The sequence below is a fragment of the Agromyces sp. GXQ0307 genome, from assembly GCF_044769845.1.
Lineage (GTDB): Bacteria > Actinomycetota > Actinomycetes > Actinomycetales > Microbacteriaceae > Agromyces.
Window position 1 is genome coordinate 109,085 of sequence record NZ_JBIZVY010000004.1, and the last position, 22,332, is coordinate 131,416.

Below are 22,332 nucleotides of genomic sequence, written 5' to 3' on the forward strand. Positions count from 1 at the left end.
ACCCCGACGGAAGGCACTCATGCCCGCTTCGGCAGAACCCCGGGTCGCGCTCTACTTCGACTTCGACAACATCGTCATCTCGCGCTACGACCAGTTGCATGGCGACAGCCAGTACCGGAAGGACACCTCGCGCACGAAGGCGGTCTCGCCGGGCACGAAGGCGGCCGAGCGCCTGAAGGAGGCGACCGTCGACGTCGACGCGGTGCTCGACTTCGCCGCGACGTTCGGCACGATCGCGATCGCGCGCGCGTACGCCGACTGGTCGACGCCCGTGAACGCCAGCTACCGCGGCCAGCTCATCGACCGCGCGGTCGACCTCGTGCAGCTCTTCCCGCTGTCCGCGACGAAGAACGGCGCCGATATCCGGCTCGCCGTCGACGCGGTCGAGGACATGTTCCGCATCGACGACCTCTCGCACATCGTGATCGTGGCCGGCGACTCCGACTACGTGGCGCTCGCGCAGAAGGCCAAGCGCCTCGGCCGCTACGTGGTCGGCATCGGCGTCGCGGGCGGCACGAGCCGGGCGCTCACCGCCGCGTGCGACGAGTACGCCGACTACGACGCGCTGCTGGCCACGGATGCCGCGGTGGCCGACGACGAGGCGAGCGCGCCGGCGTCGCAGGGCGGATCGGCGCGCGGCGGCGGCAAGGCGGCCGGGGCCGCGAAGAAGGCGGAGTCGTCCGAGGCGCCCAAGGATGAGGAGGCTACGCCGCGCCGGCGACGCGCGTCGTCGAAGAAGGCGACGGATGGCGCATCCGCCGAGGGCGGGGCCGATTCGGTCGAGGAGAAACCGTCGGTGCCGACCACGGCCGTCCAGTTCATGGCTCCGGGTCAGGCGGACGAGACTCCGGCCGGGACCACGCGCAACCCGGGTCGGCTGCTGCTGAAGGCGCTCGAACTGCTGCGGTCGAAGTCCGATGAGGAGTGGCAGCCGAGCGGTGCGGTGAAGAACCAGATGCTCCGCATGGACCCGTCGTTCCAGGAGCGGAAGCTCGGGTTCGCGTCGTTCACCGACTTCCTGAAGTCGCGCGGCGGCGTCGTCGAACTCGACGAGACCCCGGGTCAGAACCGCGTGCGCATCCGGCCGAAGAAGGGCTGAGCACGCTCAGCGGTCGCGTTCCTTCGCGGATCCGCCGCCGTAGACGATGATGCCGGTGATCGGGATCAGGAAGAACCACAGCCACGACCAGGCGAACCCTCCGGGCGTCCAGAACCCGAAGCCGAAGAACAGCAGCAGGGCGATGAACGGCGAGAGCGCCATGATCGTGTCGCCGACCCGACCGCCGAGGGCTCGGGAGCGTCGTCCCATCGGCGCCGTCGGCTCGGGGACGGGCGCCCAGGTCAGGGGTGGCTCCGACACGGTCGGGGCGGCGGGTCGTGGTGCAGCCGAGGGCAGGTCGGCGAACAGCGGCGCGAGGTCGCCGCGCGTCACGGCGGCGCGCGCGGTCGCGGACCGGTCGGCGAGTTCGGCCGTCGTCAGGCGCCCCTCGGCCTGCGCCGTCATGAGGTGCCCGACGGCCTCCTCGCGCTCGGCATCGCTCAGTCGCTCCTGCGGTCGTTCCGGATCGGCGTATCCGCTCATGCACCCAGCGTTGCGGTGAAGTCCCTGACCGGCAAGGACCATCGGCCCGCGGGTCGCAGAAACGAACGATCCCGCAGCGGTCCCGGTACCCGCCGTGAGCTGCGAAGCCGTATCCGGCAGTTCCGCTGGCGCCCGCGGGCGACCGCTCGGCATCATCGACTCATGACGGGAAACGAAATCCGGCGCGCCGCGCTGTTCGTCGACTTCGACAACATCTACCTGGGCCTGCGACGGATCGACTCGGGTGCAGCAGAGCGCTTCGCCACCGACCCCGCCGCGTGGGTCGACGCGATCACGGAGGGCGATGGGCGTGCCCGTCGCTTCCTCGTGCGCAACTGCTACCTCAACCCGACTGGGTTCTCGCGTTACCGAGCGTCCTGGTCCCGTGCGGGATTCGGCGTCATCGACTGCCCGTCCCTGACGCAACAGGGCAAGAGCAGCGCTGACATCAATCTCGTGCTCGATGTGCTCGACGTGCTGCAGGGCTCCACTCATGTCGACGAGTTCTTCATCGCGTCGGCCGATGCCGACTTCACCTCGTTGGTGCGCAGGCTTCGCGCGGCGGATCGGTGGACGAGCGTCGTCGTCGCCGGGCCCGTCGCGAGCGCCTACCGCGCAGTCGCCGATCAGGTCGTTCAGGCGGACGATCTGCTCGAACTCATCGCCTCGCGAACGGCCAGGTCGGTCATGGCCTCGACTTCGGACTCGGTCGTGGACTCCGTGGGGCGACGCACGGTCCTCGAGTTCTTGAGAACCGCGGATGGTCCGGTGGATCTCGCAACGCTGGCCCACAGGGCACGGATCGCCGAACCGACACTCACACGCGACTGGGGAGAGTTCGGCTCGTTCCGTGCGTGGCTGGCCGGGTCCGACGCCGCGATCGGGATCGACGGCGCCTCGCCGGGCTGGGCCTGGGATGCGGCCCGGTTCAGCCAGGCCGACCTTCCAGTCGCCGGGACGGCGATCCACCCGGAGCCCTCGGCGGACGCCGCGCCGCTGGACTCCGCCGCGACCGTCTCGGATTCGCCCGCACGCGAGTCGGGGGCGCGAACGGCAGGCAGTGGACCTTCGCGATTCGCTGCGCAGGCTGACTCCTTCACGGCATTGCAGCGAGAAGTGACGCAGGTCACCGACGTGCCGCGACTCAGCACCTCGGCGTTTCGTCGCGTACTCACGACCCTGCATCACGACCTCGCGGAGCATCCGCTCGACATCAACGTGACGTCCAAGCGCGTTCGCGACGAATGCGGCGTGGCCGGCGAGCCGGTCGGTCGGGCCGCGATCAGCTTCGTCATACGCGGTCTGCAGTACTCGGACCTCGATCTGGCCAGCCCGCTCTCGCTGACCGACGTCGCAGCAGCCTGGACGCGGAATGTGGAATCGCTGTGCGGAGGTGCTCGAATCGAGCTCGACGCCGGCGCTCTCGAAGAGCTGCGATCGTGGGTCAGCGGCGGGCTCCTCGACGATGACGCCCTGCCGTCAGTGTCCGCCTGAGCGGCGGGTGAGGCACCGCCAGTCGGCTCCTATGTGGTCTGACCACATCTGCTACTGTGGTCAGACCACATACTGCGCGGCCTCGGCGCCGCGCACGGCACGTGCGAGGGAGACGGCATGGGCGACGAGGCATCCGCCCGCTCGATCGAGCCGCGCGCCTGGCAGGCCGTGCTCGAGCACATCGAGCACACGCTCCTCGACGGCGAACTCGCGCCCGGCGACCGCCTCCCCGGCGAACGGCAGCTCGCCGCCGACCTCGGCGTCGGTCGCTCGAGCGTGCGCGAGGCCCTTCGCGTGCTCGAGGTGCTCGGACTCATCCGCACGCACGCCGGCTCGGGGCCGACGGCCGGCGCGATCATCATCGCGACGCCCGGCGGCGGCATGAGCGCGCTCATGCGGCTGCAGGTCGCCGCGAGCGGATTCCCGGTCGGCGACATCGTCTCGACCCGGCTGCTGCTGGAGACCCACGTCGCGGCCGACCTCGCCGAGAGCACGAAGCGCGACGCGGCATCCGCCCCCGACCTCACCGCCGCCGAGCGGCTGCTCGACGCCATGGACGATCCCGCCCTCGACCCGGCCGAGTTCCTCGCACTCGACGCCGCATTCCACCTGGCGCTCGCCGAGGCATCCGGCAACCAGGTCGTCACCGCGACCATGGCGGGTCTCCGCAGCGGCATCGAGGGCTACGCGCTCGCGGGGCAGGGGCGCATCGCCGACTGGCCCGCGACGTCCGCCCGGCTGCGCGCCGAGCACCGCGGCGTGCTCGAGGCGATCCGGGCAGCGGATGCCACGGCCGCGCGCACCCGCATCCACGACCACATCTCGGGGTACTACGCCGAGATCTCCCCCGACACCGACCTCACGTAGGAAGAGAGCACCAGCATGGTCCAGCGCCAGTTGCCGAACCCCCGCGAGCTCGCCGAGCTCATGAGGTTCAAGACGCCGACCCTCAACCCGACCGACCGGCGCCTCGAGAAGGCGCTCACGATCGCCGACCTCCGCACGATCGCGAAGCGCCGCACGCCGAAGGCGCCCTTCGACTACACCGAGGGCTCGGCCGAGGCCGAGATCTCGCTCGCCCGTGCGCGTCAGGCGTTCCTCGACATCGAGTTCCACCCGTCGATCCTGCGGAACGTGCCCGAGGTCGACACCACGCGCGAGGTGCTCGGCGGCCCGAGCGCCCTGCCGTTCGGCATCGCGCCCACGGGCTTCACGCGCATGATGCAGACCGAGGGCGAGGAGGCGGGCGCCGGTGCGGCGGGCGCCGCGGGCATCCCGTTCACGCTGTCGACGCTCGGCACGACCTCGATCGAGGGCGTGAAGGCGGCGAACCCGGGCGGCCGCAACTGGTTCCAGCTCTACGTGATGAAGCAGCGCGAGATCTCGTACGGCCTCGCCGAACGGGCAGCCGCCGCGGGCTTCGACACGCTCTTCTTCACGGTCGACACCCCGGTCGCGGGCGCCCGGCTGCGCGACAAGCGCAACGGCTTCTCGATCCCGCCGCAGCTCACGCTCGGCACCGTGGTCAACGCGATCCCCCGCCCGGCGTGGTGGATCAACTTCCTGACGACCCCGAAGCTCGAGTTCGCCTCGCTGTCGTCGACGGGCGGCACGGTCGGCGAACTGCTCGACTCCGCCATGGACCCGACCATCTCGTTCGACGACCTCGACGTGATCCGGAAGATCTGGCCCGGGAAGATCGTCGTCAAGGGCGTGCAGACCGTCGATGACGCGAAGCTGCTCGCCGACCGCGGCGTCGACGGCATCGTGCTCTCGAACCACGGCGGCCGCCAGCTCGACCGCGCGCCCGTGCCGTTCCTGCTGCTGCCCGACGTCGTCCGCGAGGTCGGCGCGGACCTCGAGGTGCATGTCGACACCGGCATCATGTCGGGCGCCGACATCGTCGCGTCCATCGCGCTCGGCGCGCGCTTCACGCTCGTCGGCCGCGCCTACCTCTACGGACTCATGGCCGGCGGGCGTCGCGGCGTCGACAGGACGATCGAGATCCTCCGCGGCGAGATCGTCCGCACGATGAAGCTGCTCGAGGTGGCGACGCTCGACGAGCTGACGCCGAAGCACGTGACCCAGCTGACCCGGCTGGTTCCGGTCGCACGACCGGCCGTCGCCGCCGCGGAGCACGCGGCCGAGCGGATGCCGGTCCGGCTGTGACCGCGACCGCGCGCCGGTTCGCGGTCGGGTGCTACACGCCCGACGGCGCCGGCCCCGCCGTGCACCTCGTCGAGCGCGATGCGGATGGCGGATGGCGCGTGGCCGCGTCCGGGGTCGCGTCGAACCCGTCGTTCCTGGCGGTCGCGGACGACGTCTGGTTCGCGGTCGGCGAGGATGCCGCGGGGTCGGTCGTGAGCTTCCGGCTCGATGCCACCGGCGGGGCCGATGGCACGCCCGCGCTCGTGCCGGTCGCCTCGGTCGTGCACGGCGAGGCCGACCCGTGCCACGTCGTCGTCGTACCCGAGCACCGCGTGCTCCTCGTCGCGAACTACACCGGCGGCTCGGTGACGGCCGTGCCGTTCGAGTCGTCGGGCGAGTTCGGCCGGCCGTTCAGCCTGGCGCTCCCGCACCGCACCGGTCCGGTCTCCGATCGGCAGGAGGCCCCGCACGCGCACCAGCTCGCGGCGACGCCGTGGGGCACGCACCTCGTGAGCGACCTCGGCGGCGACGCCATCCACGAACTCGTGATCGAGCGTGCACCGGATGCCGCGACCCCCGCAGTGCGCATCGTGCGAACGCTCGACCTGCCGCCCGGCACGGGACCGCGCCACATGCTCGTCGGCGGCGGGCTGCTGCACGTGGTCGGCGAGCTCGACGGGCGACTGCACACGTTCGAGCTCGACGCTGCGAGCTTCGCGCCGAGCGGCAGCGAGCCCGTGGTCGCCGAGCCGGGCGGAGACGTCGTCGTGCAGCCGTCGCACCTCGACCGGGCGCCGTCGGGCCGCCTGCTCACCTCGCTCGTGCGGGGCCGCGACACGGTGTCGGTCTTCGAGGCGACGGATGGCGCGCGCCCGCGTCTGGCCACCGAACTCCCGATCGGGGCGGCGTGGCCACGTCACCACGCGCACCTCGACGATCGTATGGTCGTGGTCGCGGCGCAGGAGGGCCGCGCGCTCGTCGAGCTCGACCTCGTGACGGGCGCGAGTCGCCGCGTGCTCGAGCTGACCGCGCCGGCGTGCGTGGTGCCGCTCACCTGAGGTTCCGGCGACTCCGGCCCCTCCCATCGCCGCGACCCGCGTGCCTAGGATAACGCCATGAGCCTTCCTTCCGCATGGGACCTCGACGGCCGGGTGGCGATCGTGAGCGGTGCGGGCAGCCCCGAGGGCATCGGCTTCGCCACGGCGAAGGCGCTCGGCGAGCTCGGCGCGGGCATCGTGCTCACGGCGACGAGCGAACGCGTGCACGAGCGCGCCGAGGAGCTGCGCCGGCTCGGCATCACGGCCGTCGGCGTCATCGCCCGCCTCGACATCGAGGAGCAGGTCGACGACCTCGCCGCGGAGCTCGCGGCAGCCGGCATCCGCCCCACCATCGTCGTCAACAACGCCGGGATGATCGCGACCGGCGATCCGGAGATGCTGCACGGCGACGGGACGATGACGCTCGCCGACTGGAACGCCGGCCTCGCGATGAACCTCACGACCGCGTTCCTGCTGACGCGCGCGATGCTCCCGGGCCTGCGCGAGGCCGGCTGGGGCCGCGTGATCTGCGTGTCGAGCGTCTCGGGGCCGCTCATGGCCTCGCGCGGCGACGTCGGCTACGCCACCGCCAAGGCGGGCATGCTCGGGTACGTCCGCGCGCTCGCGGTCGACGAGGCACTGTCGGGCATCACCGCGAACGCCGTGGCGCCCGGGTGGATCGCCACCGCCAGCCAACTGCCGAGCGAGGCCGAGGAGGGCCTGCTCGTCCCGATGGCGCGCAGCGGCCGGCCCGACGAGGTCGCCTCGGCGATCGCGTGGCTCGCGAGCCCCGGCGCCTCGTACGTGACCGGCCAGCTCATCCCCGTCGACGGCGGCAACGCGGTCGCCGAGGAGCGCCGCTGACGCGCGGGGCCCGGAGAGCGCGCCGAGCCCCGCGCGTCCGCGTCATCAGGACAGCGGCGCGTTCGCCACGGCGAGGAGCTGCTCGATCTGCTCGCGGTCGAAGGCCGACCCCGGGAACATCGCGGCGCGACCGATCGGCATCGCACCCATCATCTGCATCATCCCCTCGGCGTCGAGCCCCAGGCCTCCGGCGGTCTCGGCCGGCGCCTCGCCGGCCTCGCCCGTCGACTCGCCGCCGCCGAGGAGGTCGGCCGCCATGGCCGCGAGCGCCTGACCCACGATCGGTCCGGCCACGGGATGCGCCATGACCTCGCCGATCGTCGACTCGAGCGTGAGCGGGATGCGAACCGGGTCGGCCTCGACCTCGACCGTCGCGACCGAGCGGATGTCGCGGCTCGACGCCCCGACCTCGACCGTGTAGTCGCCGCCCTCGACGATCCACAGGTCGACGCGCGTGTCCCAGTAGGCGAGGTCGATGCGACGGACGCGGATCTCGACCTCGCGACGCTCGCCGGCCGCCAGCGCGACCTTGGCGAAGCCCTTGAGCTCGCGCGGAGCGCGTGCCACGGTCGAGCCCGGCAGCGACGTGTAGACCTGCACGACCTCGGAACCGTCGCGCTCGCCCGTGTTCGTGACGGGCACGCGGACGAGGAGCCCGTCGTCGTCGGAGGCCACGACCGCGTCGCCGTACTCGAAGGTCGTGTACGAGAGGCCGTGGCCGAACGGGTAGGTCACCTCGAGGTCGCGGGCGTCGTACCAGCGGTACCCGACGAGCAGGCCCTCGCCGTAGCGCACGTGCCCGTGCTCACCGGGGAAGTTGCCCCACGCCGGGGTGTCCTGGAGGCGCACCGGAACGGTCTCGGTGAGGCGGCCCGACGGGTTCACCGCGCCGTACAGCACGTCGGCGACCGCCGAGCCGCCCGCCTGGCCGAGCAGCCACGTCTCGAGGATCGCGGGGACCCGGTCTGCGAACGGTGCGAGGCGCACGACGCCGCCGTGCGAGAGCACGACGACCGTCCTGGGGTTCGCGGCGAGCACGCGCTCGACGAGCTCGACCTGCTCGGCGGGCAGTTCGATGTCGCGCCGGTCGAAGCCCTCGGACTCGAGGCTCGCGGGCAGTCCGAGGAAGAGCACGGCCACGTCGGCCGCGGCGGCAGCGGCGACGGCCTCGTCGGCCAGCCCCGCGGCATCCGAGCCGTCGATGGTGAAGCCGGGCGCGAAGGTCACGGCGTCCGCGCCGACGACCTCGCGGATCGACTCGAGCGCGGCGTCGACGCGCGTGGCGTTGACGTGCGAGCTGCCGCCGCCCTGGAAGCGCGGGGTGCGCGCGAACTCGCCGATGACGGCGACGGATGCCTCGGGCGCGAGCGGCAGGAGGGAGCCCTCGTTGCGCAGCAGCACGATGCTGTTCGCCGCGGCCTCGCGCGCGAGCGCGTGGTGCTCGTCGACGTCATAGGTGGCGGCGGGGTCGGCTCCGGCGACGGCCTTCTGCGCGAGTTCGACGGCGCGGCGGGCGCCCGTGTCGAGCACCGACTCGTCGAGCTCGCCCGACTCGACCGCGGCGACGACCTGCGCGTCGGAGCGACCGCCGTTGGCGGGCATCTCGAGGTCGAGGCCGGCGGCGAGCGCGGCGACCCGGTCGGTGACGGCGCCCCAGTCGGAGACGACGAGCCCGTCGAAGCCCCACTCGTCGCGGAGCACCTCGGTGAGCAGGAACCGGTTCTCCGAGGCGGCGATGCCGTTCACGCGGTTATAGGAGCACATGACGGTCCACGGCTGCTCGTCCTCGACGACGCGCTGGAAGCCGCGGAGGTAGATCTCGCGAAGGGGGCGGGGGTCGATGTCGGCCGACACGCGCATGCGGTCGTCCTCCTGGTTGTTCGCCGCGTAGTGCTTGAGCGACGCGCCGACGCCCTGCGACTGCACGCCGCGCACGAGCGCGGAGCCGAGCACGCCGGAGACGAGCGGGTCCTCGGAGAGGTACTCGAAGTTGCGGCCGCACAGCGGCGAGCGCTTGATGTTGATGCCGGGGCCGAGGAGCACGCCGACGCCTTCGGCCCGCGACTCCTCGCCGAGGGCGACGCCGACGCGCTCGAGCAGTTCGGGGTCGAAGGACGAGCCGAGGGCGACCGCGGGCGGGAAGCACGTCGCGGGCACCGACGCGGCCATGCCCAGGTGGTCGGCGCTCTCGTCCTGCTTGCGCACGCCGTGCGGGCCGTCGGTGAGCATGATCGACGGAACGGCGCCGACCTCTTTCGTGGTCCAGAAGCTCTCGCCGCTCGTGAGCGCGGCCTTCTGCTCGGTCGTCAGGGCGGCAACGATCTCGGCCGCGGGCGTCGTGGTGAATGCGGCGGGCTCGATGGCCGCTGCGCCGTCGTGGAGGGTGTCGGTCATGGTGCGCCTTTCTCGTCGTTGAGCTCCAAAAACTGTATAGCACTCGGTTTTCAGCTTCAAGGCCATCGCCCCAAAATCCGAGCTTGACACGGTTTTCAGCGTCAGTTATAACACTAGTGACATGTGTGACGATGCACATAGGGAGCAACGATGAAGTTCGAGAACGTCCTGCTGGGGCTGCTCGCCCTGAAGCCACTGCACGGCTACGAGCTGATGAAGTGGCTCGACACCGAGGGGCAGTTCCTGCGGTCGAACACGCACCACAGCCAGATCTACCGCGAGCTCGGCCGAATGGTCACGAACGGACTCGTCGAGTTCCACGTCGACCCGCGCGAGGGCCGACCCGACGCGAAGGTCTACCGCATCACCGAGGTCGGTCGCGAAGCCCTCGTCGAGTGGGTGCATTCGCCCTACAAGCCCACGAGCCGCTTCCAGGACGCCGACTTCAACGCCCGGTTCGTCTTCACCGCGCAGCTCGACCCCGCGGCCGCGGTCGTGGTCATCGACACCGAGCTCGAGTACCGGCGAGCGCAGGTCCTCCGGAGCCGCACCCGCTCCCTCACCATGGCCGACCCCGATCCGATCCCCGAGATCGACCTCGACCGGGTCGAGCGCATCGGGATCGCCATGCACGAGTTCGGCAAGGAGTCCGTGGATCGCTGGATCGAGTGGCTCGAGGAGATGCGCGCGTCGCTCGTCGCCGAGATCGCGAGCACCGCCGAGCCCGAGGCATCCGTCACCGCCACCATCGCCGAGGAGGCGCGCTCATGAGGGCCATCATGGTCATGTTCGACAGCCTGAACCGGCGCATGCTGCCGCCCTACGGCAGCGACTGGGTGCACGCGCCGAACTTCGAGCGCCTCGCCGCGCGCAGCGTCACCTTCGACAACTGCTACGGCGGGTCGATGCCGTGCATGCCCGCTCGGCGCGAGATGCACACCGCGCGGTACAACTTCCTGCACCGGTCCTGGGGCCCGCTCGAGCCGTTCGACGACTCGGTCCCCGCGATGCTCACCGCCGCCGGCATCCACACGCACCTCGCGACCGACCACCAGCACTACTGGGAGGACGGCGGCGCGACCTACCACACCCGGTACTCGACCCACGAGTTCTTCCGCGGCCAGGAGGGCGACCCCTGGAAGGGCCAGGTCGCCGACCCCGAGATCCCCGAAGCGCTCGGAATGTCGAAGGACCTGAAGACGACGCTCTGGAGGCAGGACTGGGTCAACCGCGGTCACCTGCAGGACGAGAAGGACCACCCGCAGACCCGCACGTTCGACGCCGGCATCGAGTTCCTGCGGACGAACACGGACGAGGACGGCTGGTTCGTCCAGATCGAGACCTTCGACCCGCACGAGCCGTTCTTCAGCTACGCCGACTACAAGCGGCACTACGAGACCGGCTACGACGGACCGCACTTCGACTGGCCCGACTACGCGAAGGTCACCGAGGTCCCCGAGGCCGTCGAGCACGCCCGCGCCGAGTACGCCGCGCTCCTGACGATGTGCGACCGGTCGCTCGGCCGCGTGCTCGACCACATGGACGAGCACGACATGTGGGACGACACGATGCTCATCGTCAACACCGACCACGGATTCATGCTCGGCGAGCACGGCTGGTGGGGCAAGAACGTGCAGCCCTGGTACGACGAGACGATCCACAACCCGCTCTTCGTGTGGGACCCGCGCTCCGGGGTCGCCGGCGAACGGCGCGCCTCGCTCGTGCAGACGATCGACTTCGGCCCGACCCTGCTCGACTTCTTCGGCGTCGCGCCGACCGACGACATGCAGGGCGCGTCGCTCGCGCCGGTCGTCGCCGACGACCAGCCGATCCGCGAGTACGGGCTGTTCGGCGTCTTCGGCGGACACGCGTGCGTGACCGACGGCCGGTTCGTCTACATGCGCGCCTCGGCGACCCCCATGAACCAGCCGCTCCACGAGCACACGCTGATGCCGACGCACATGCACGGGTTCTTCCACGCCGGCGAGCTCGCCCACGCCGAGCTCGTCGACGGGTTCTCGTTCACGAAGGGCCTGAAGGTGCTGAAGACGCCCGCGCAGGCGTTCGTCGCGCCGTACGCCTTCGGCACGCAGCTCTTCGACCTCGAGGCCGACCCCGAGCAACTGCACCCGCTGCGCGACGACGCGCTCGAGCTCGAACTCGCGACCGCGCTCCGCGACCTGCTCGTCGCGTCGGACGCGCCGGCCGAGCAGTTCGTTCGCCTCGGCCTGCCGGAGACCGGCGCCCTCGGCGATGAGCACCTGCTCGTCGGCGCGCAGTGGCAGATGCTCCAGCTCTCGCTCCTACCCGCCGCCTCGGCCGCCGATTTCGGTGACGCCGGCGCGGCGCTCGAGCGCCCGCTCGGCGAACTGCTGGCGGATGACGCGTCCCGCGCGGTGCTCGCACGGCACGCGCCGATGCTCGCGGGCGGTCCGGTCGTCGCGATGGCCGGCCGGCTCACGCTGCTGCAGGTCGCCGCCATGCTGGTCGGCCTCCTGCCCCGACCCCTGCTCGCCGCACTCGCGGTCGAGCTGACCGAGGCCGATGCCGCGGCATCCGTCGCCCTCGACCGGACCTGACCCGACCGACCAACCGCAGTACCCTCACAAAGGAGTGAACCATGTCCAATGACGTCCGCACCGCGCCGAGCGCGGTTCCGGTCACCGCCCCGACGGCGCCGGCCGCATCCGGCGCGCCGACGCCCGGCGCCTCGGCACCGCCGAAGCGCCGCAAGACGAACCTCGTCGTGCTCGGCGGCTCGATGCTCGTCGACGGCGGCGAGGGCAGCATCTCGACAACGCTGTTCCCCGTCATCCAGGCCGCCCTCGGCCTCGCGACGAGCGCGCTCGGCATCCTCGCCGCGGCCGGCCGCATCGTCGGCGCGGTCGCCGGTCCGGTCTGGGTGTACCTCGCCCGCCGATTCTCCCGGAAGTGGATCCTGGCGATCGCGACCGGCTTCTGGGGCCTCTGGGGCATCGCCGCGGGCTTCGCGCAGGACTTCACCCAGCTGCTCATCTTCTACACGATCATGGCCGCCGGCCCGGCCGCCGCCCACGCGATCGTGCCCGAGGTGATCGGCGACTCGTTCGAGGACAAGAAGCGCGGACGCGTGGTCGGCTGGCTCTACGGCGGCGTCGCCGCCGGGTCGGCCGTGCTCGCGCCGCTGATCGGCCAGCTCGCGAACGTCGAGGACGGCTGGCGCTACGGCTTCTTCGTGTTCGGCGCGATCAACATGCTGTTCGGCCTCCTCATCGTGCTGTTCTTCAAGGACCCGGGCACCGGCAACGGCGAGGCGCAGCTGCGCGGCTTCACGCAGGCCGAGCGCGACGCGGAGTCGAAGATCACCTGGACCAAGGTCGTCTCGCTCATGAAGATCCCGAGCTACCTGATCCTGCTCGGCAGCCGGCTGCTCTCCAGCCACCTGCTGCTCGCCGCGTTCGGCGTCGTCATGCTCGTGCAGGTCTACGGCTTCGACACCGCGGTGGCGGCGACGGTCATGGCGCCGTTCGGCATCGGCTACCTCGTCGGCACGATCATCGGCGGCTACCTCGCCGACGTGCTGAACCGCCTGAGCCCGGACTACGGACGGGTCGGCCTGCTCCAGGCGGCGCAGTTCCTCTTCGCGATCGTCGCGTTCTTCGCGACGCAGGTCGCGTACGGCGGCATCCTCCCGTTCCTCGTGCTGTTCGGCCTCGTCGGTCTCACGATGGGCCTGAACCCGGGCGTGAACCGCCCGCTCGTCATGGCGGTCGTCCCGCCCGAGCTCCGGGGTGCGGCGTTCGCGATCTTCGTGTCGATCATCGAGTCGGTCGCGTTCGCGATCTACACGCTCACGGCCGGCTTCCTGGCCGACGCGATCGGCATGCAGGCCGTCATGTTCTGGCTCGTCGTCGTGATCATGGTCGTCAACGGGTTGTTCCTCTCCTTCCTCTACCGCCCGTTCAAGCGCGACCGCCTCGCCCTCGAGGCCGAACTCGACCGTCGGCGCGAGCACATCCTCGCGAAGGAGGCCGCCGAGTCGGCCTGACCCGGCGTCACCGACGGGGCGGATGCCACGTGCCGACGGCCGTGGCATCCGCCCCGTCGTCTCGCCGGCGAGGTCCTCGGCCCTGCTTGGCACGTCCTCGTGGACGGTATCGCCGCGAACGCGGCTGCCACACCGTGGTGAACCGGCGGGCGGTCGAGCGGCGGAATGCGCCAGCGGACTCACCAGCTCGTCACGAGCAGGTGCTGCACGACGAGCGCGAAGCCGAGCTGTCCGGCGAAGCCGGCGCGGCGCCAGCGATCGGTGAGCAGCGCGGTGCCGACGAGGAGCCAGGGGACGAACGGCAGCCAGATGCGTTCCACCTCGGCCTTGCTCATCTGCGAGAGGTCGACGGCGACGATCGTGGCCGCGGCGGCGAGCGCGAGCACGATCGCGACGCGCTCGGCGCGGGCCTCCGACCGCCATCCGGTGGCCCGCGCCGCCGTCGTGGCGATCCCCGCGCCCATCAGCGGTCCGGCGCTGATCGAGAGCGCCGCGAGGTTGCCCCACACCCAGTAGGTGAACTGGCGGCGGCTCGCCACGCCGTCCCAGTAGCGCTCGACGAGCACCGGGAACGCCTCCCACCAGAGGAACCCGAACGCCGCGAAGGCGAGCACCACCGCGAGCGCCGCCGCGGCCGCGATGGGCAGCGGCCGCCAGTCGCCGCCGAGCGCGAGCACGGCGAGGGCGAGGATCCCGAGGATCGGCAGCCCGTACGACATCATCACGCAGTACCCCAGCAGCAGCCCGGCGAGCACGCTCCAGGCGACCATGGCACCGGTGCCGCGCCCGGCGACCTCCGTCGCGCGGATCTCGCGCGAGCGGCGACGGGCCGTCGCGGCGAACCCGAGCGCGCAGAGCCCCCAGGCGGCGACCGCGGCGAACATGCCGTCGGCCGACACCGCGAACCAGATCGCCGCGGGACCCATCGCCAGGAACGGCGCGGCGCGGCGCGCGGCATCCTCGGCACCGAACCGACGGAGCAGGATCAGCACCGCGAGCGCCGCGGTCGCGCCGACGAGGAGCACAACGAACCCGGCCGCCAGCCCACCGCCGAGGCCGAGCCGAACGAGCACCACGAAGAACAGCAGTGCGCCGGGCGGGTGGCCGGCGATGTGGACCGGCCAGTTGTCATCCGAGTCGAGCGGGATGTGCGCGATGTAGTCGCGGAGCGTCGCGCCGAAGTCGGTGACCTCGCGCGCGGTGCCCAGGTACTCGTACCGGTGCTCGAGGATCCGGCCGATCCCGTCCCACCCGTCGACGGTCGCGAGAGCGACCATCCAGGCGACCGCGGCCGCGTAGGCGACGCCGAGCAGCGCGCCCCAGCGGAGCCGGCGCGCGAGCGGGACACCCCAGACGGACGCGGCGACGGCGAGCAGCACGGCGGGCAGCGTGCCCGGCCCGAGCCTCGGCATCCACTCGGCGTGCAGCGGCGGGAACGACCTGATGTTCATGTCCTGGCCGAGCAGGCCCGGGACGATCATGGCGAGCGCGATGAGCGCGAGGGCGACCCCGAGGCCGATCCAGGGCGCCGCGACGACCAGGGCGCGGCGACGAGTCCCGGCTTCGACCTGCATCCTCCGAGACTACGGAGCGGTCGCGCACCGGGGCAGGGGTGGACACATTACGGATGTCGGAACTCGCGTCCGCGAACCGTAAGGTCCAGCCCTCGCTTCCGATCCGGAGCGGTGGTCGACTGGGAGCATGGCCGGCTTCACCGAACGCGCCTCGGCTCGGATCGCCGAACGACTCGAGCCGCTCGCGGGCGCCGCACACGACGCGGCATCCGACCCGCGGGTGAAGTCGCCCCGCACCACGGTCGTGGTCGGCCGGCTTCTCGGCGCGGCGTTCCTGATCTGCTTCGGCACGGGCGTCTACAGCCACCTGCTGCAGAGCCCGCTGCCGTGGCTGCCGATGCCGGCCAGGCCGGTCGAGCTCTACCGGTGGACGCAGGGCCTGCACGTCATCACCGGCACCGCCGCCGTGCCGCTGCTGCTCGCGAAGCTGTGGACGGTCTATCCGCGCCTGTTCGCCTGGCCACCCGTCCGGTCGGTCGCGCACTTCCTCGAGCGCGCGTCGATCGCGGTGCTCGTGGGCGTCTCACTCGTCGAGGTGACGATCGGCCTGATGAACCTCGTGCAGTGGTACGCGTTCCCGTTCCCCTTCCGCGATACGCACTTCGCGCTCGCCTGGGTGCTCATCGGAGCGCTCGCGATCCACCTCGGCATGAAGCTGCCGGTGATCGCGAAGGTCTGGCGGCGACCTGCGGGCGATCGAGGGGATGCCACGGGGCGGTTCGTCTCGCGGCGCGGGTTCCTCGCCGCGATCGGCGCGGCCGCGACATCCGCCGTCGCACTCACGGCCGGCCAGACGGTGCCCGCGCTCGCACCCGTCAACGTGCTCGCCCCGCGCCGGATGGGCGTCGGTCCGCAGGGCCTGCCCGTCAACCGCACGGCCGCACAGGCGGGCGTGACCGAGACGGCGGTCGCGCCCGACTGGGTGCTCACCGTCGCGACGCCGTCCGGGTCCACCGACTTCACGCTCGACGACCTCCGCGGCCTGCCGCAGGCCGAGGAGGTGCTGCCCATCGCGTGCGTCGAGGGGTGGAGCCAGTCGGCGACCTGGCGCGGTGTGCGGCTCGTCGACCTCCTCGCCGCGGTGGATGCCGCGGAGCCGACGGCTCCGCTCCGGATCGAGAGCCTGCAGGAGCGGGGCGCGTTCGCGCGCACCGAGATGCCGCCCCAGTACGCGCGCGACCCGCTGACCCTCATCGCGCTCGAGGTGAACGGCGGCACGCTCGACGTCGACCACGGCTTCCCCGCCCGAGTGATCGCGCCGGGGCGGCCGGGCGTCATGCAGACGAAGTGGCTGCGACGGATCGAGGTGACGGGGTGAGGGCGGCGCGCGGGATCCTCATCGCCGCCGGGCTCGGGCTCGCCGCCGTGGGCGTCTTCCTGGCGCTGACCGAGATCGCGCCCTCGCGTTGGTTCGGCATCGCGGTGTGGGTGGGCGCGGCGATCCTGCTGCACGACGGCGTCGTCGCACCCGTCGTGGTCGCGTTCGGGCTCGGCGCCGCGCGCGTGCGCGGCCGGGTCGGCGATCGAGGCGTCGCGATCGCGCAGGGCGCGCTCGTCGTCGGCGCCATCCTCACGGCGATCACGGTGCCGGCGCTCGTCGCATCGACGCTCGGCAATCCCAACCCGACGATCCTCGTCGGCTCCTACGGCATCGCGCTCGCGGTCATCTGGGCCGTGCTGCTCGTCGTCGCCACGATCGCGCTGCGCGTCTCGCGCACGAGGCTCCTCCGCGCCGAGCGCGCCGCGCGCACGAAGTGACGCCCCGCGGCGTCCCAGTGCTCGGCGACCGCGAGGCCCGCGTCGGATGCGAGGTCGGCCAGCACCGCCCAGCCGAGACGCGCCCACGGGAACGGCTCGCTCTCGCGCCCGTCGTCGTCGACCAGGGTGCAGTGGCCGACCACCGCGAGGTCGGCATCGGCGTCGACCTCGACGAGCACCTGACCACCGCCGGTCACGAGCTCCGCGCAACGGCGGAGCAGCGCGGCCGGGTCGCCGCCGATGCCGATGTTGCCGTCCATGAGCAGCACGCTCTGCCAGCGTCCCTCGAGCGGAAGCCGATCGAAGACCGACCGCTGCAGCGCGAGGCCGCCCGCGCGCCGTGCGCGCTCGACGGCGTGCGCGGCGACGTCGATGCCGAGCGCCGGCAGCGATCGGGCGTCGGCGGCGTGCAGCATCCGGCCGGGCCCGCAGCCGATGTCGAGCAGCGGACCCGTGGCGCGGTCGAGGACCGTGAGGTCGGCGTCACCCGCCGGACGGACCCAGCTGCCTGCGTCGAGCCGGTGCGAGGTGCCGTCGGCGCCGCGGAGCGAGAGCGTCACGACGTCCTGGCCGGCGAGCAGCCGCACGTAGGGTTCGCCGCGACCGGCACCGAACGCGACCGGTGGCGGGCGGAACGGCGGGGCGCTCATGATCGACCTCGTGCGAGCTCGCGGTGCAGTCGGGCGAACCGGGTGCCGGGTGCGGCGAGGGCGACGGATGCCGCGGACTCGGCCGTGTCGACGTCGGTGAGCTCGTCGAGCAGGCCCACGACGAGCCCGGCCGCCTCGAGTCGTTCGAGCTGGCGTCGTCCGGTGTCGTCGCGCGACATCGGCACGCCGCGGAGCACCGCGCCGTCGGGCTCGCGCATCGCGAGCGCCCAGAATCCGCCGTCGGCGGCCGGGCCGAGCCATGCTGCGACGGACCCGTCGGCGTCGCCGACGCCGAGCGCGGCCGCGACGAGCTCGGTCGACAGCTGCGGGGTGTCCATGCCCACGAGCAGCAGCGGCTCGTCGACCACGTCGAACAGGTGCGCGAGCCGCTCGTCGAGGTCGCCCGCCGTCTGGGCGAGCACGTCGAACCCGGCCGCCGCCTCGGGCGCCACGTCGCCGTCGAAGTAGAGCACGCGACGATCGACGGGGAGCGCGGCGACCACGGCCAGCGTGTCGTCGAGTGCCGCGGCGGCGAGCGCGGCGGCCTCCTCGGCCGTGAACGGCGGAGTGAGCCGGGTCTTCACGCGACCCGGCCGGCACTCCTTCGCGATGACGGCGACGGCGGTCATGCGTGGACCTCGCGGAAGATGCGGGACATGTCGCCGATCGCGGTCAGCGTGCCGCGCACGGTGCCGGTCACCTTCGACCTGCCCTCGCGGGGGCGGTACGGCACGTCGAGCTCGCGGATGCGCCATCCGTCGGCGGCGGCCCGCAGCACCATCTCGAGCGGGAACCCGCTGCGCCGATCGCGGATGCCGAGTGCCTGCAGGCGGGCGGTCTCGGCGACGCGCATCGGGCCGAGGTCGTGGAGCCGCGTGCCCGTGCGGCGGGTCATGCGCGCGGCGAGCGCGCGGTTCGCGACGCGCGCGTGCAGCGGCCAGGCCGACCCGCTCGTCGGCCGACGTCGCCCGAGCACGAGGTCGGCGTCGCCGCGCTCGACGAGTGCGACGAGCGCGGGGAGGTCGCCGGGGTCGAGCGACGCATCGGCGTCGCAGAACGCGACGAGCGGCGCGGTCGCCGCCTCGAGCCCGGCATTGGCCGCCGCACCGAAGCCGCGCCGGGGCTCGCTGACGACGGTCGCGCCGTGCTGGCGCGCGATCTCGGCCGAGCGGTCGGTCGAGCCGTTGTCGACGACGATCGCGCGCACGCCGTCGGGCAGCCGCTCGAGCACCCACGGCAGTGCACGCTCCTCGTCGAGGCAGGGCAGCACGAGGTCGACGCGCGGCTCGCCGCCGGCTCCGCCGCTCATCGCGACGCCCCGGCTGCCGCGAACTCGGCGAGTCCGTCGGCGAGCGCCACGCGCGGCACCCAGTCGAGTTCCGCACGGGCACGAGCGGATGATGCGGTGATGTGCCGCACGTCGCCGAGGCGGTACTCGCCCGTGACGACCGGCGCGGGCCCGCCCATCGCCCGCGCGAGCCCGCCGGCGAGTTCGCCCACCGTCGTGACGACACCCGATCCGACGTTGTAGGCCCGCGCCGTCCCGTCGGGCAGCGCGTCGAGCGCGTCCGCCGCGGCGAGGTTCGCGGCGGCGACATCCGTCACGTGCACGAAGTCGCGGCGCTGCGCGCCGTCCTCGAACACGCGCGGGGCTTCGCCGCGCGCGAGCGACGAGCGGAAGATCGCGGCGACACCGGCGTAGGGGGTGTCGCGCGGCATCCGTGGCCCGTACACGTTGTGGTACCGCAGGAGCGCCGCGCGACCGCCCGTCGCCCGCGCCCACGACGCGGCCAGGTGCTCCTGCGCGAGCTTCGTCAGCGCGTAGACGTTGCGCGGGTCGAGCGCGTCGTCCTCGTCGACGAGGTCGGGGGCGAGCGGATGCCCCGTCTCGGGGTCGCGCGGCTCGAACCGACCGGCATCCAGGTCGGCGACCCTCCGCGCGGCCGGCCGGCGCCGCAGCCCAGTGGCGTCTCGATACGCCCCCTCGCCGTAGACGACCATCGACGAGGCGAGCACGAGCCGGCCGACGCGCGCCCGCTCCATCGCGGCGACGAGCTCGGCCGTGCCGAGCACGTTGGACGCGGCGTAGTCCGGGGCGTCCTGCAGGTCGACGCCGAGGCCCACCTTCGCCGCCTCGTGGAACACGGCGTCGACACCGGCGAGCGCCCGGTCGAGCACCGCCGGGTCGCGGACGTCGCCGTGCACGAGCTCCACGCCGTCCGGCGGGGCGACGGATGCCGCATGCACGTCCGCGCGCAGCGAATCGAGCACCCGCACCGTGTCGCCCCGTTCGACGGCGAGTCGCACCACCTCGCCGCCGATGAACCCGGCACCGCCGGTGACGAGGGCGCTCATCTCACCACCGACCGCCCGAGCACGTGCGCGATCGCCTCGTCGTCGATGAGGTCGCGCGGCGAATAGTCCGCCGGGATCGCGGCGACGATCCGTTCGAGCGAGGCGAGCACGCGAGGCCGCGCCTCGGCGAGCCGGCGGAACACGAGCTCGGCGGTCACCGCATCGGGGTCGTCCTCGACGTGTCCCGTGTCGGTGTCGGTCACGAGGCAGAGCGTCACCGTGCCCATGCCGAGCTCGGCGGCGAGCGCCACCTCGGGGCAGAGCGTCATGTTGACGAGGTCCGCGCCGGCGTCGCGCAGTACGGATGCCTCGGCCCGCGTGGAGAACCTCGGACCCTGGATCACCGCGACGGTCGCCCGCCCCGCGACATCCGGCAGCGCCTCGATCGCGATGCGTCGCAGTTCGGGGCAGAACGGCTCGGCGAACGGCAGGTGCCGCACGAGGGAGCCGTCGTAGAAGGTGTCGGCGCGACCCCACGTGCGGTCCAGGAGCTGGTCGGGGATCGCCCACGACTGCGTCGGGAACCCGGCACGCAGCGACCCGACGGCGGCGGTCGAGACGACGGCCCGAACCCCCAGGTCGGCGAGCGCCCACGCGTTCGCACGCGCATTGATGCGGTGCGGCGGGATCGTGTGCCCGTCGCCGTGGCGCGCGAGGAACGCGACCCGACGGCCGCCGAGATCACCCACCGTGACCGTCGCCGCGCCGAACGGCGTCGCGTGCTCGCGCGCGTCGCCCTCGACCAGCGCGGCGAGCCCCGTGCCGCCGATCACCCCCACCGTCTCCATGGCTCAACCCTGCCCGTCCCCCGCTCCGCCGGATCGAGGCGCTTCCTTACGATCCGGTGACGCGCCGGTGTCGCCGGTGCGGCATCAGTCGGCCTCGTCGATCAACTCCAGGAGCTTCCGCGCGGCGTCGCGGATCTCGTGGTGGTCGTACTGGCCGGCGCGGCTCTCGAGCGAGATGACCGCGCAGCGATGCACCTTCGAGAAGTCGCCGTAGGGGAACGAGTACGCCCCCTTGGTCTCGTCGTTCTCGTCGTCGTCGACGCCGAGGTGCCAATGCCGGTACTCGGTCCAGCCCTCGCCGTCGACGAACGCGTTCTCATCGTCCGCGCTCGGCGCGTGCTCGCTCCAGTCTTCGCGCTCGTCGCGCACGACCCTGCCGTCGCGCACGAGCGCGCGCGCCTGACGCAACGCCGGTTCGTTCAGTCGGATCGCCATGTCAGCTCCTCCGTTTCATCCTCCGCACGCGCTCCTTCGCGGTCTTCCGCGCGCGCTCCTGGTCGGTCGGCGTCGTGATCGCTGAGAACAGCGTGCGGAAGCCGCTCACGATCGCCATGTTCGAGGGCCGTTTCACCTGCTTGCGCTGGCGCTCGATCGACTTCGCGGCGCCGCCCTTCCGCGACGCGTCGGCGGACGATGCGCGCCCGCCCGCCGACCCGTACCGCACGGCGACGCGCTCGAGACGCCCCGCCGAGCGCTTCGCCGCCCGTCGTGCGGCGTAGGGCACGCGGTCGGCCTCCCGCCTGACGATGGCGATGCGTCGCTTCTCGGCGGACGCCACGGACGTCACCCTCGACTTCGCCGGCTCGGGCAGCGACGAGGCGAGCTTGCGCGTCTGCTTCTCGGCGCGCTCGGCCTCCTTCACCGCGCGCTTCGCGTCTCGGCGGGCATCGCGGTCGGCAGCGGTCTTCGGCATGCGTCCCCCTCGCGTGTCGGCATGGCGACCACGACGGGTCGCCTGCATCGGCAGCGTACGCCGCGAGCCATCCGGCCCCAACCCCTTGACTGGCCGCGGGCGCGACGCAACCTAGTATCGATGGCATGGCACAGCGGGGAGCGTACGCGAAGGGCGTCGCCAAGCGCGAGGAGATCCTCGCGGCCGCCCTCGAGGTCATCGCCCGCGAGGGGTACGGACGCGCCTCCGTCCGAGAGCTCGCCGAGGCCGTCGGGCTCAGCCAGGCCGGTCTCCTGCACTACTTCGGCACCAAGGAGGAGCTCTTCGCCGCGGTGCTCCGCAAGCGCGACGAGACCGACCTGGCGCGCATCAACGACGCGGCCGGCCCGACATCGACCTTCGAGGGGTTCCGTCGGATCATCGGTCGCAACGCCGACGTTCCCGGCCTGATCCAGCTCTACGTCCGCCTCCAGGCCGAGGCGACGGATGCCGCGCACCCGGCGCACGCGTTCTTCGCCGAGCGCACGCGGACGTTCCGGGAACTCGTCGGGGCCGACATCCGCCGCATGCAGGCCGAGGGCAGGGTGCGGGCCGACCTCGACGCCGACCAGGCGGCCATGCTGCTCCTGGCCTCGGCAGACGGCCTGCAGGTCCAGTGGCTCATGGACGGTTCGGTCGACATGGCCGCGCACGTGTCGGCACTGCTGCGACTGCTCGAACCCGCCGACGCCTCCGCGGCGCAGGCCCCGCCCGCCGAGGGCTGACCGAA

General features: G+C 72.4%; 22 protein-coding genes. 12 read left to right on the forward strand and 10 right to left on the reverse strand.

Features of this window, described 5'->3' with window-relative positions; translation table 11 throughout:
* The first annotated feature begins 19 nt into the window (after window positions 1-19).
* Window positions 20-1,099, forward strand: a complete 1,080-nt coding sequence (locus tag ACIQH8_RS14935; RefSeq protein ID WP_401000061.1) for an NYN domain-containing protein — start codon at window positions 20-22, stop codon at window positions 1,097-1,099.
* 6 nt (window positions 1,100-1,105) lie between these two features.
* Here ACIQH8_RS14935 and ACIQH8_RS14940 read toward each other — a convergent pair whose 3' ends face one another.
* On the reverse strand, window positions 1,106-1,582 hold the full coding sequence (locus ACIQH8_RS14940) for a DUF1707 domain-containing protein (protein ID WP_401000063.1): 477 nt from the start codon (window positions 1,580-1,582) through the stop codon (window positions 1,106-1,108).
* Here ACIQH8_RS14940 and ACIQH8_RS14945 point away from each other — a divergent pair.
* The 5 genes from ACIQH8_RS14945 to ACIQH8_RS14965 all read left to right on the forward strand — a co-directional run bounded on the left by ACIQH8_RS14945 (window position 1,508) and on the right by ACIQH8_RS14965 (window position 7,125).
* Window positions 1,508-3,076: an NYN domain-containing protein gene (locus ACIQH8_RS14945; RefSeq protein WP_401000065.1), complete on the forward strand. Its 1,569-nt coding sequence runs from the start codon at window positions 1,508-1,510 to the stop codon at window positions 3,074-3,076. The two genes, ACIQH8_RS14940 and ACIQH8_RS14945, sit on opposite strands and share 75 nt — an antisense overlap.
* Before the next feature lie 117 nt (window positions 3,077-3,193).
* The gene (locus tag ACIQH8_RS14950) at window positions 3,194-3,943 is read left to right on the forward strand and encodes a FadR/GntR family transcriptional regulator (protein ID WP_401000067.1); all 750 of its coding nucleotides are present in this window, start codon (window positions 3,194-3,196) and stop codon (window positions 3,941-3,943) included.
* A gap of 15 nt (window positions 3,944-3,958) precedes the next feature.
* The gene (locus tag ACIQH8_RS14955) at window positions 3,959-5,245 is read left to right on the forward strand and encodes an alpha-hydroxy-acid oxidizing protein (RefSeq protein ID WP_401000069.1); all 1,287 of its coding nucleotides are present in this window, start codon (window positions 3,959-3,961) and stop codon (window positions 5,243-5,245) included.
* Complete coding sequence (locus ACIQH8_RS14960; RefSeq protein WP_401000071.1) at window positions 5,242-6,282, forward strand: lactonase family protein; 1,041 nt, start codon at window positions 5,242-5,244, stop codon at window positions 6,280-6,282. The genes ACIQH8_RS14955 and ACIQH8_RS14960 overlap by 4 nt, the downstream gene beginning before the upstream one ends.
* A gap of 57 nt (window positions 6,283-6,339) precedes the next feature.
* Window positions 6,340-7,125 (forward strand): SDR family NAD(P)-dependent oxidoreductase, encoded by a 786-nt coding sequence (locus ACIQH8_RS14965; protein WP_401000073.1) that lies wholly within the window; start codon window positions 6,340-6,342, stop codon window positions 7,123-7,125.
* A gap of 45 nt (window positions 7,126-7,170) precedes the next feature.
* Here the strand turns inward: ACIQH8_RS14965 and ACIQH8_RS14970 are convergent, their stop codons facing one another.
* Entirely contained in the window at window positions 7,171-9,519 is a 2,349-nt protein-coding gene (locus ACIQH8_RS14970; RefSeq protein ID WP_401000075.1) for a glycoside hydrolase family 3 C-terminal domain-containing protein, read from the reverse strand.
* 150 nt (window positions 9,520-9,669) lie between these two features.
* Here ACIQH8_RS14970 and ACIQH8_RS14975 point away from each other — a divergent pair, with 150 nt between their 5' ends.
* From ACIQH8_RS14975 to ACIQH8_RS14985, 3 genes are read left to right on the forward strand one after another with little or no spacing between them, the layout of a single operon-like run.
* Window positions 9,670-10,290: a PadR family transcriptional regulator gene (locus ACIQH8_RS14975; RefSeq protein ID WP_401000077.1), complete on the forward strand. Its 621-nt coding sequence runs from the start codon at window positions 9,670-9,672 to the stop codon at window positions 10,288-10,290.
* Entirely contained in the window at window positions 10,287-12,098 is a 1,812-nt protein-coding gene (locus tag ACIQH8_RS14980) for a sulfatase (protein ID WP_401000079.1), read from the forward strand. The genes ACIQH8_RS14975 and ACIQH8_RS14980 overlap by 4 nt, the downstream gene beginning before the upstream one ends.
* A gap of 41 nt (window positions 12,099-12,139) precedes the next feature.
* Window positions 12,140-13,546: an MFS transporter gene (locus ACIQH8_RS14985; protein ID WP_401000081.1), complete on the forward strand. Its 1,407-nt coding sequence runs from the start codon at window positions 12,140-12,142 to the stop codon at window positions 13,544-13,546.
* A 179-nt stretch (window positions 13,547-13,725) separates the two neighbouring features.
* Here ACIQH8_RS14985 and ACIQH8_RS14990 read toward each other — a convergent pair whose 3' ends face one another.
* Window positions 13,726-15,120 carry a hypothetical protein gene (locus tag ACIQH8_RS14990; protein ID WP_401000083.1) on the reverse strand — a complete coding sequence of 465 codons (1,395 nt, stop codon included), beginning with the start codon at window positions 15,118-15,120 and terminating at the stop codon, window positions 13,726-13,728.
* A 127-nt stretch (window positions 15,121-15,247) separates the two neighbouring features.
* Between ACIQH8_RS14990 and ACIQH8_RS14995 the strand changes: the two genes are divergently transcribed.
* Together ACIQH8_RS14995 and ACIQH8_RS15000 are read left to right on the forward strand one after the other, a co-directional pair.
* Entirely contained in the window at window positions 15,248-16,438 is a 1,191-nt protein-coding gene (locus ACIQH8_RS14995; RefSeq protein ID WP_401000085.1) for a molybdopterin-dependent oxidoreductase, read from the forward strand.
* Complete coding sequence (locus tag ACIQH8_RS15000; RefSeq protein WP_401000087.1) at window positions 16,435-16,878, forward strand: hypothetical protein; 444 nt, start codon at window positions 16,435-16,437, stop codon at window positions 16,876-16,878. Before ACIQH8_RS14995 ends, ACIQH8_RS15000 begins: the two co-directional genes overlap by 4 nt.
* Here the strand turns inward: ACIQH8_RS15000 and ACIQH8_RS15005 are convergent.
* The 7 genes from ACIQH8_RS15005 to ACIQH8_RS15035 form a co-directional block, all read right to left on the reverse strand.
* Window positions 16,764-17,528 carry a class I SAM-dependent methyltransferase gene (locus ACIQH8_RS15005; RefSeq protein WP_401000089.1) on the reverse strand — a complete coding sequence of 255 codons (765 nt, stop codon included), beginning with the start codon at window positions 17,526-17,528 and terminating at the stop codon, window positions 16,764-16,766. The genes ACIQH8_RS15000 and ACIQH8_RS15005 overlap by 115 nt on opposite strands.
* Complete coding sequence (locus ACIQH8_RS15010; protein WP_401000091.1) at window positions 17,525-18,157, reverse strand: DUF2064 domain-containing protein; 633 nt, start codon at window positions 18,155-18,157, stop codon at window positions 17,525-17,527. The genes ACIQH8_RS15005 and ACIQH8_RS15010 overlap by 4 nt, the downstream gene beginning before the upstream one ends.
* Window positions 18,154-18,837, reverse strand: a complete 684-nt coding sequence (locus ACIQH8_RS15015; RefSeq protein ID WP_401000093.1) for a glycosyltransferase family 2 protein — start codon at window positions 18,835-18,837, stop codon at window positions 18,154-18,156. The genes ACIQH8_RS15010 and ACIQH8_RS15015 overlap by 4 nt, the downstream gene beginning before the upstream one ends.
* Complete coding sequence (locus ACIQH8_RS15020) at window positions 18,834-19,883, reverse strand: NAD-dependent epimerase/dehydratase family protein (RefSeq protein ID WP_401000095.1); 1,050 nt, start codon at window positions 19,881-19,883, stop codon at window positions 18,834-18,836. The genes ACIQH8_RS15015 and ACIQH8_RS15020 overlap by 4 nt, the downstream gene beginning before the upstream one ends.
* A complete protein-coding gene (locus tag ACIQH8_RS15025; protein WP_401000097.1) occupies window positions 19,880-20,671 on the reverse strand; it encodes an MTAP family purine nucleoside phosphorylase in 792 nt (263 codons plus the stop codon). Before ACIQH8_RS15025 ends, ACIQH8_RS15020 begins: the two co-directional genes overlap by 4 nt.
* Window positions 20,672-20,755: 84 nt before the next feature.
* Window positions 20,756-21,106, reverse strand: coding sequence for a hypothetical protein (locus tag ACIQH8_RS15030; protein WP_401000099.1), 351 nt, complete (start codon window positions 21,104-21,106; stop codon window positions 20,756-20,758).
* Window position 21,107: 1 nt separating this feature from the next.
* A complete protein-coding gene (locus ACIQH8_RS15035; RefSeq protein WP_401000101.1) occupies window positions 21,108-21,584 on the reverse strand; it encodes a hypothetical protein in 477 nt (158 codons plus the stop codon).
* Between the two features lie 125 nt (window positions 21,585-21,709).
* Between ACIQH8_RS15035 and ACIQH8_RS15040 the strand changes: the two genes are divergently transcribed.
* Window positions 21,710-22,327, forward strand: coding sequence for a TetR/AcrR family transcriptional regulator (locus tag ACIQH8_RS15040; RefSeq protein ID WP_401000103.1), 618 nt, complete (start codon window positions 21,710-21,712; stop codon window positions 22,325-22,327).
* Window positions 22,328-22,332 lie beyond the last annotated feature (5 nt).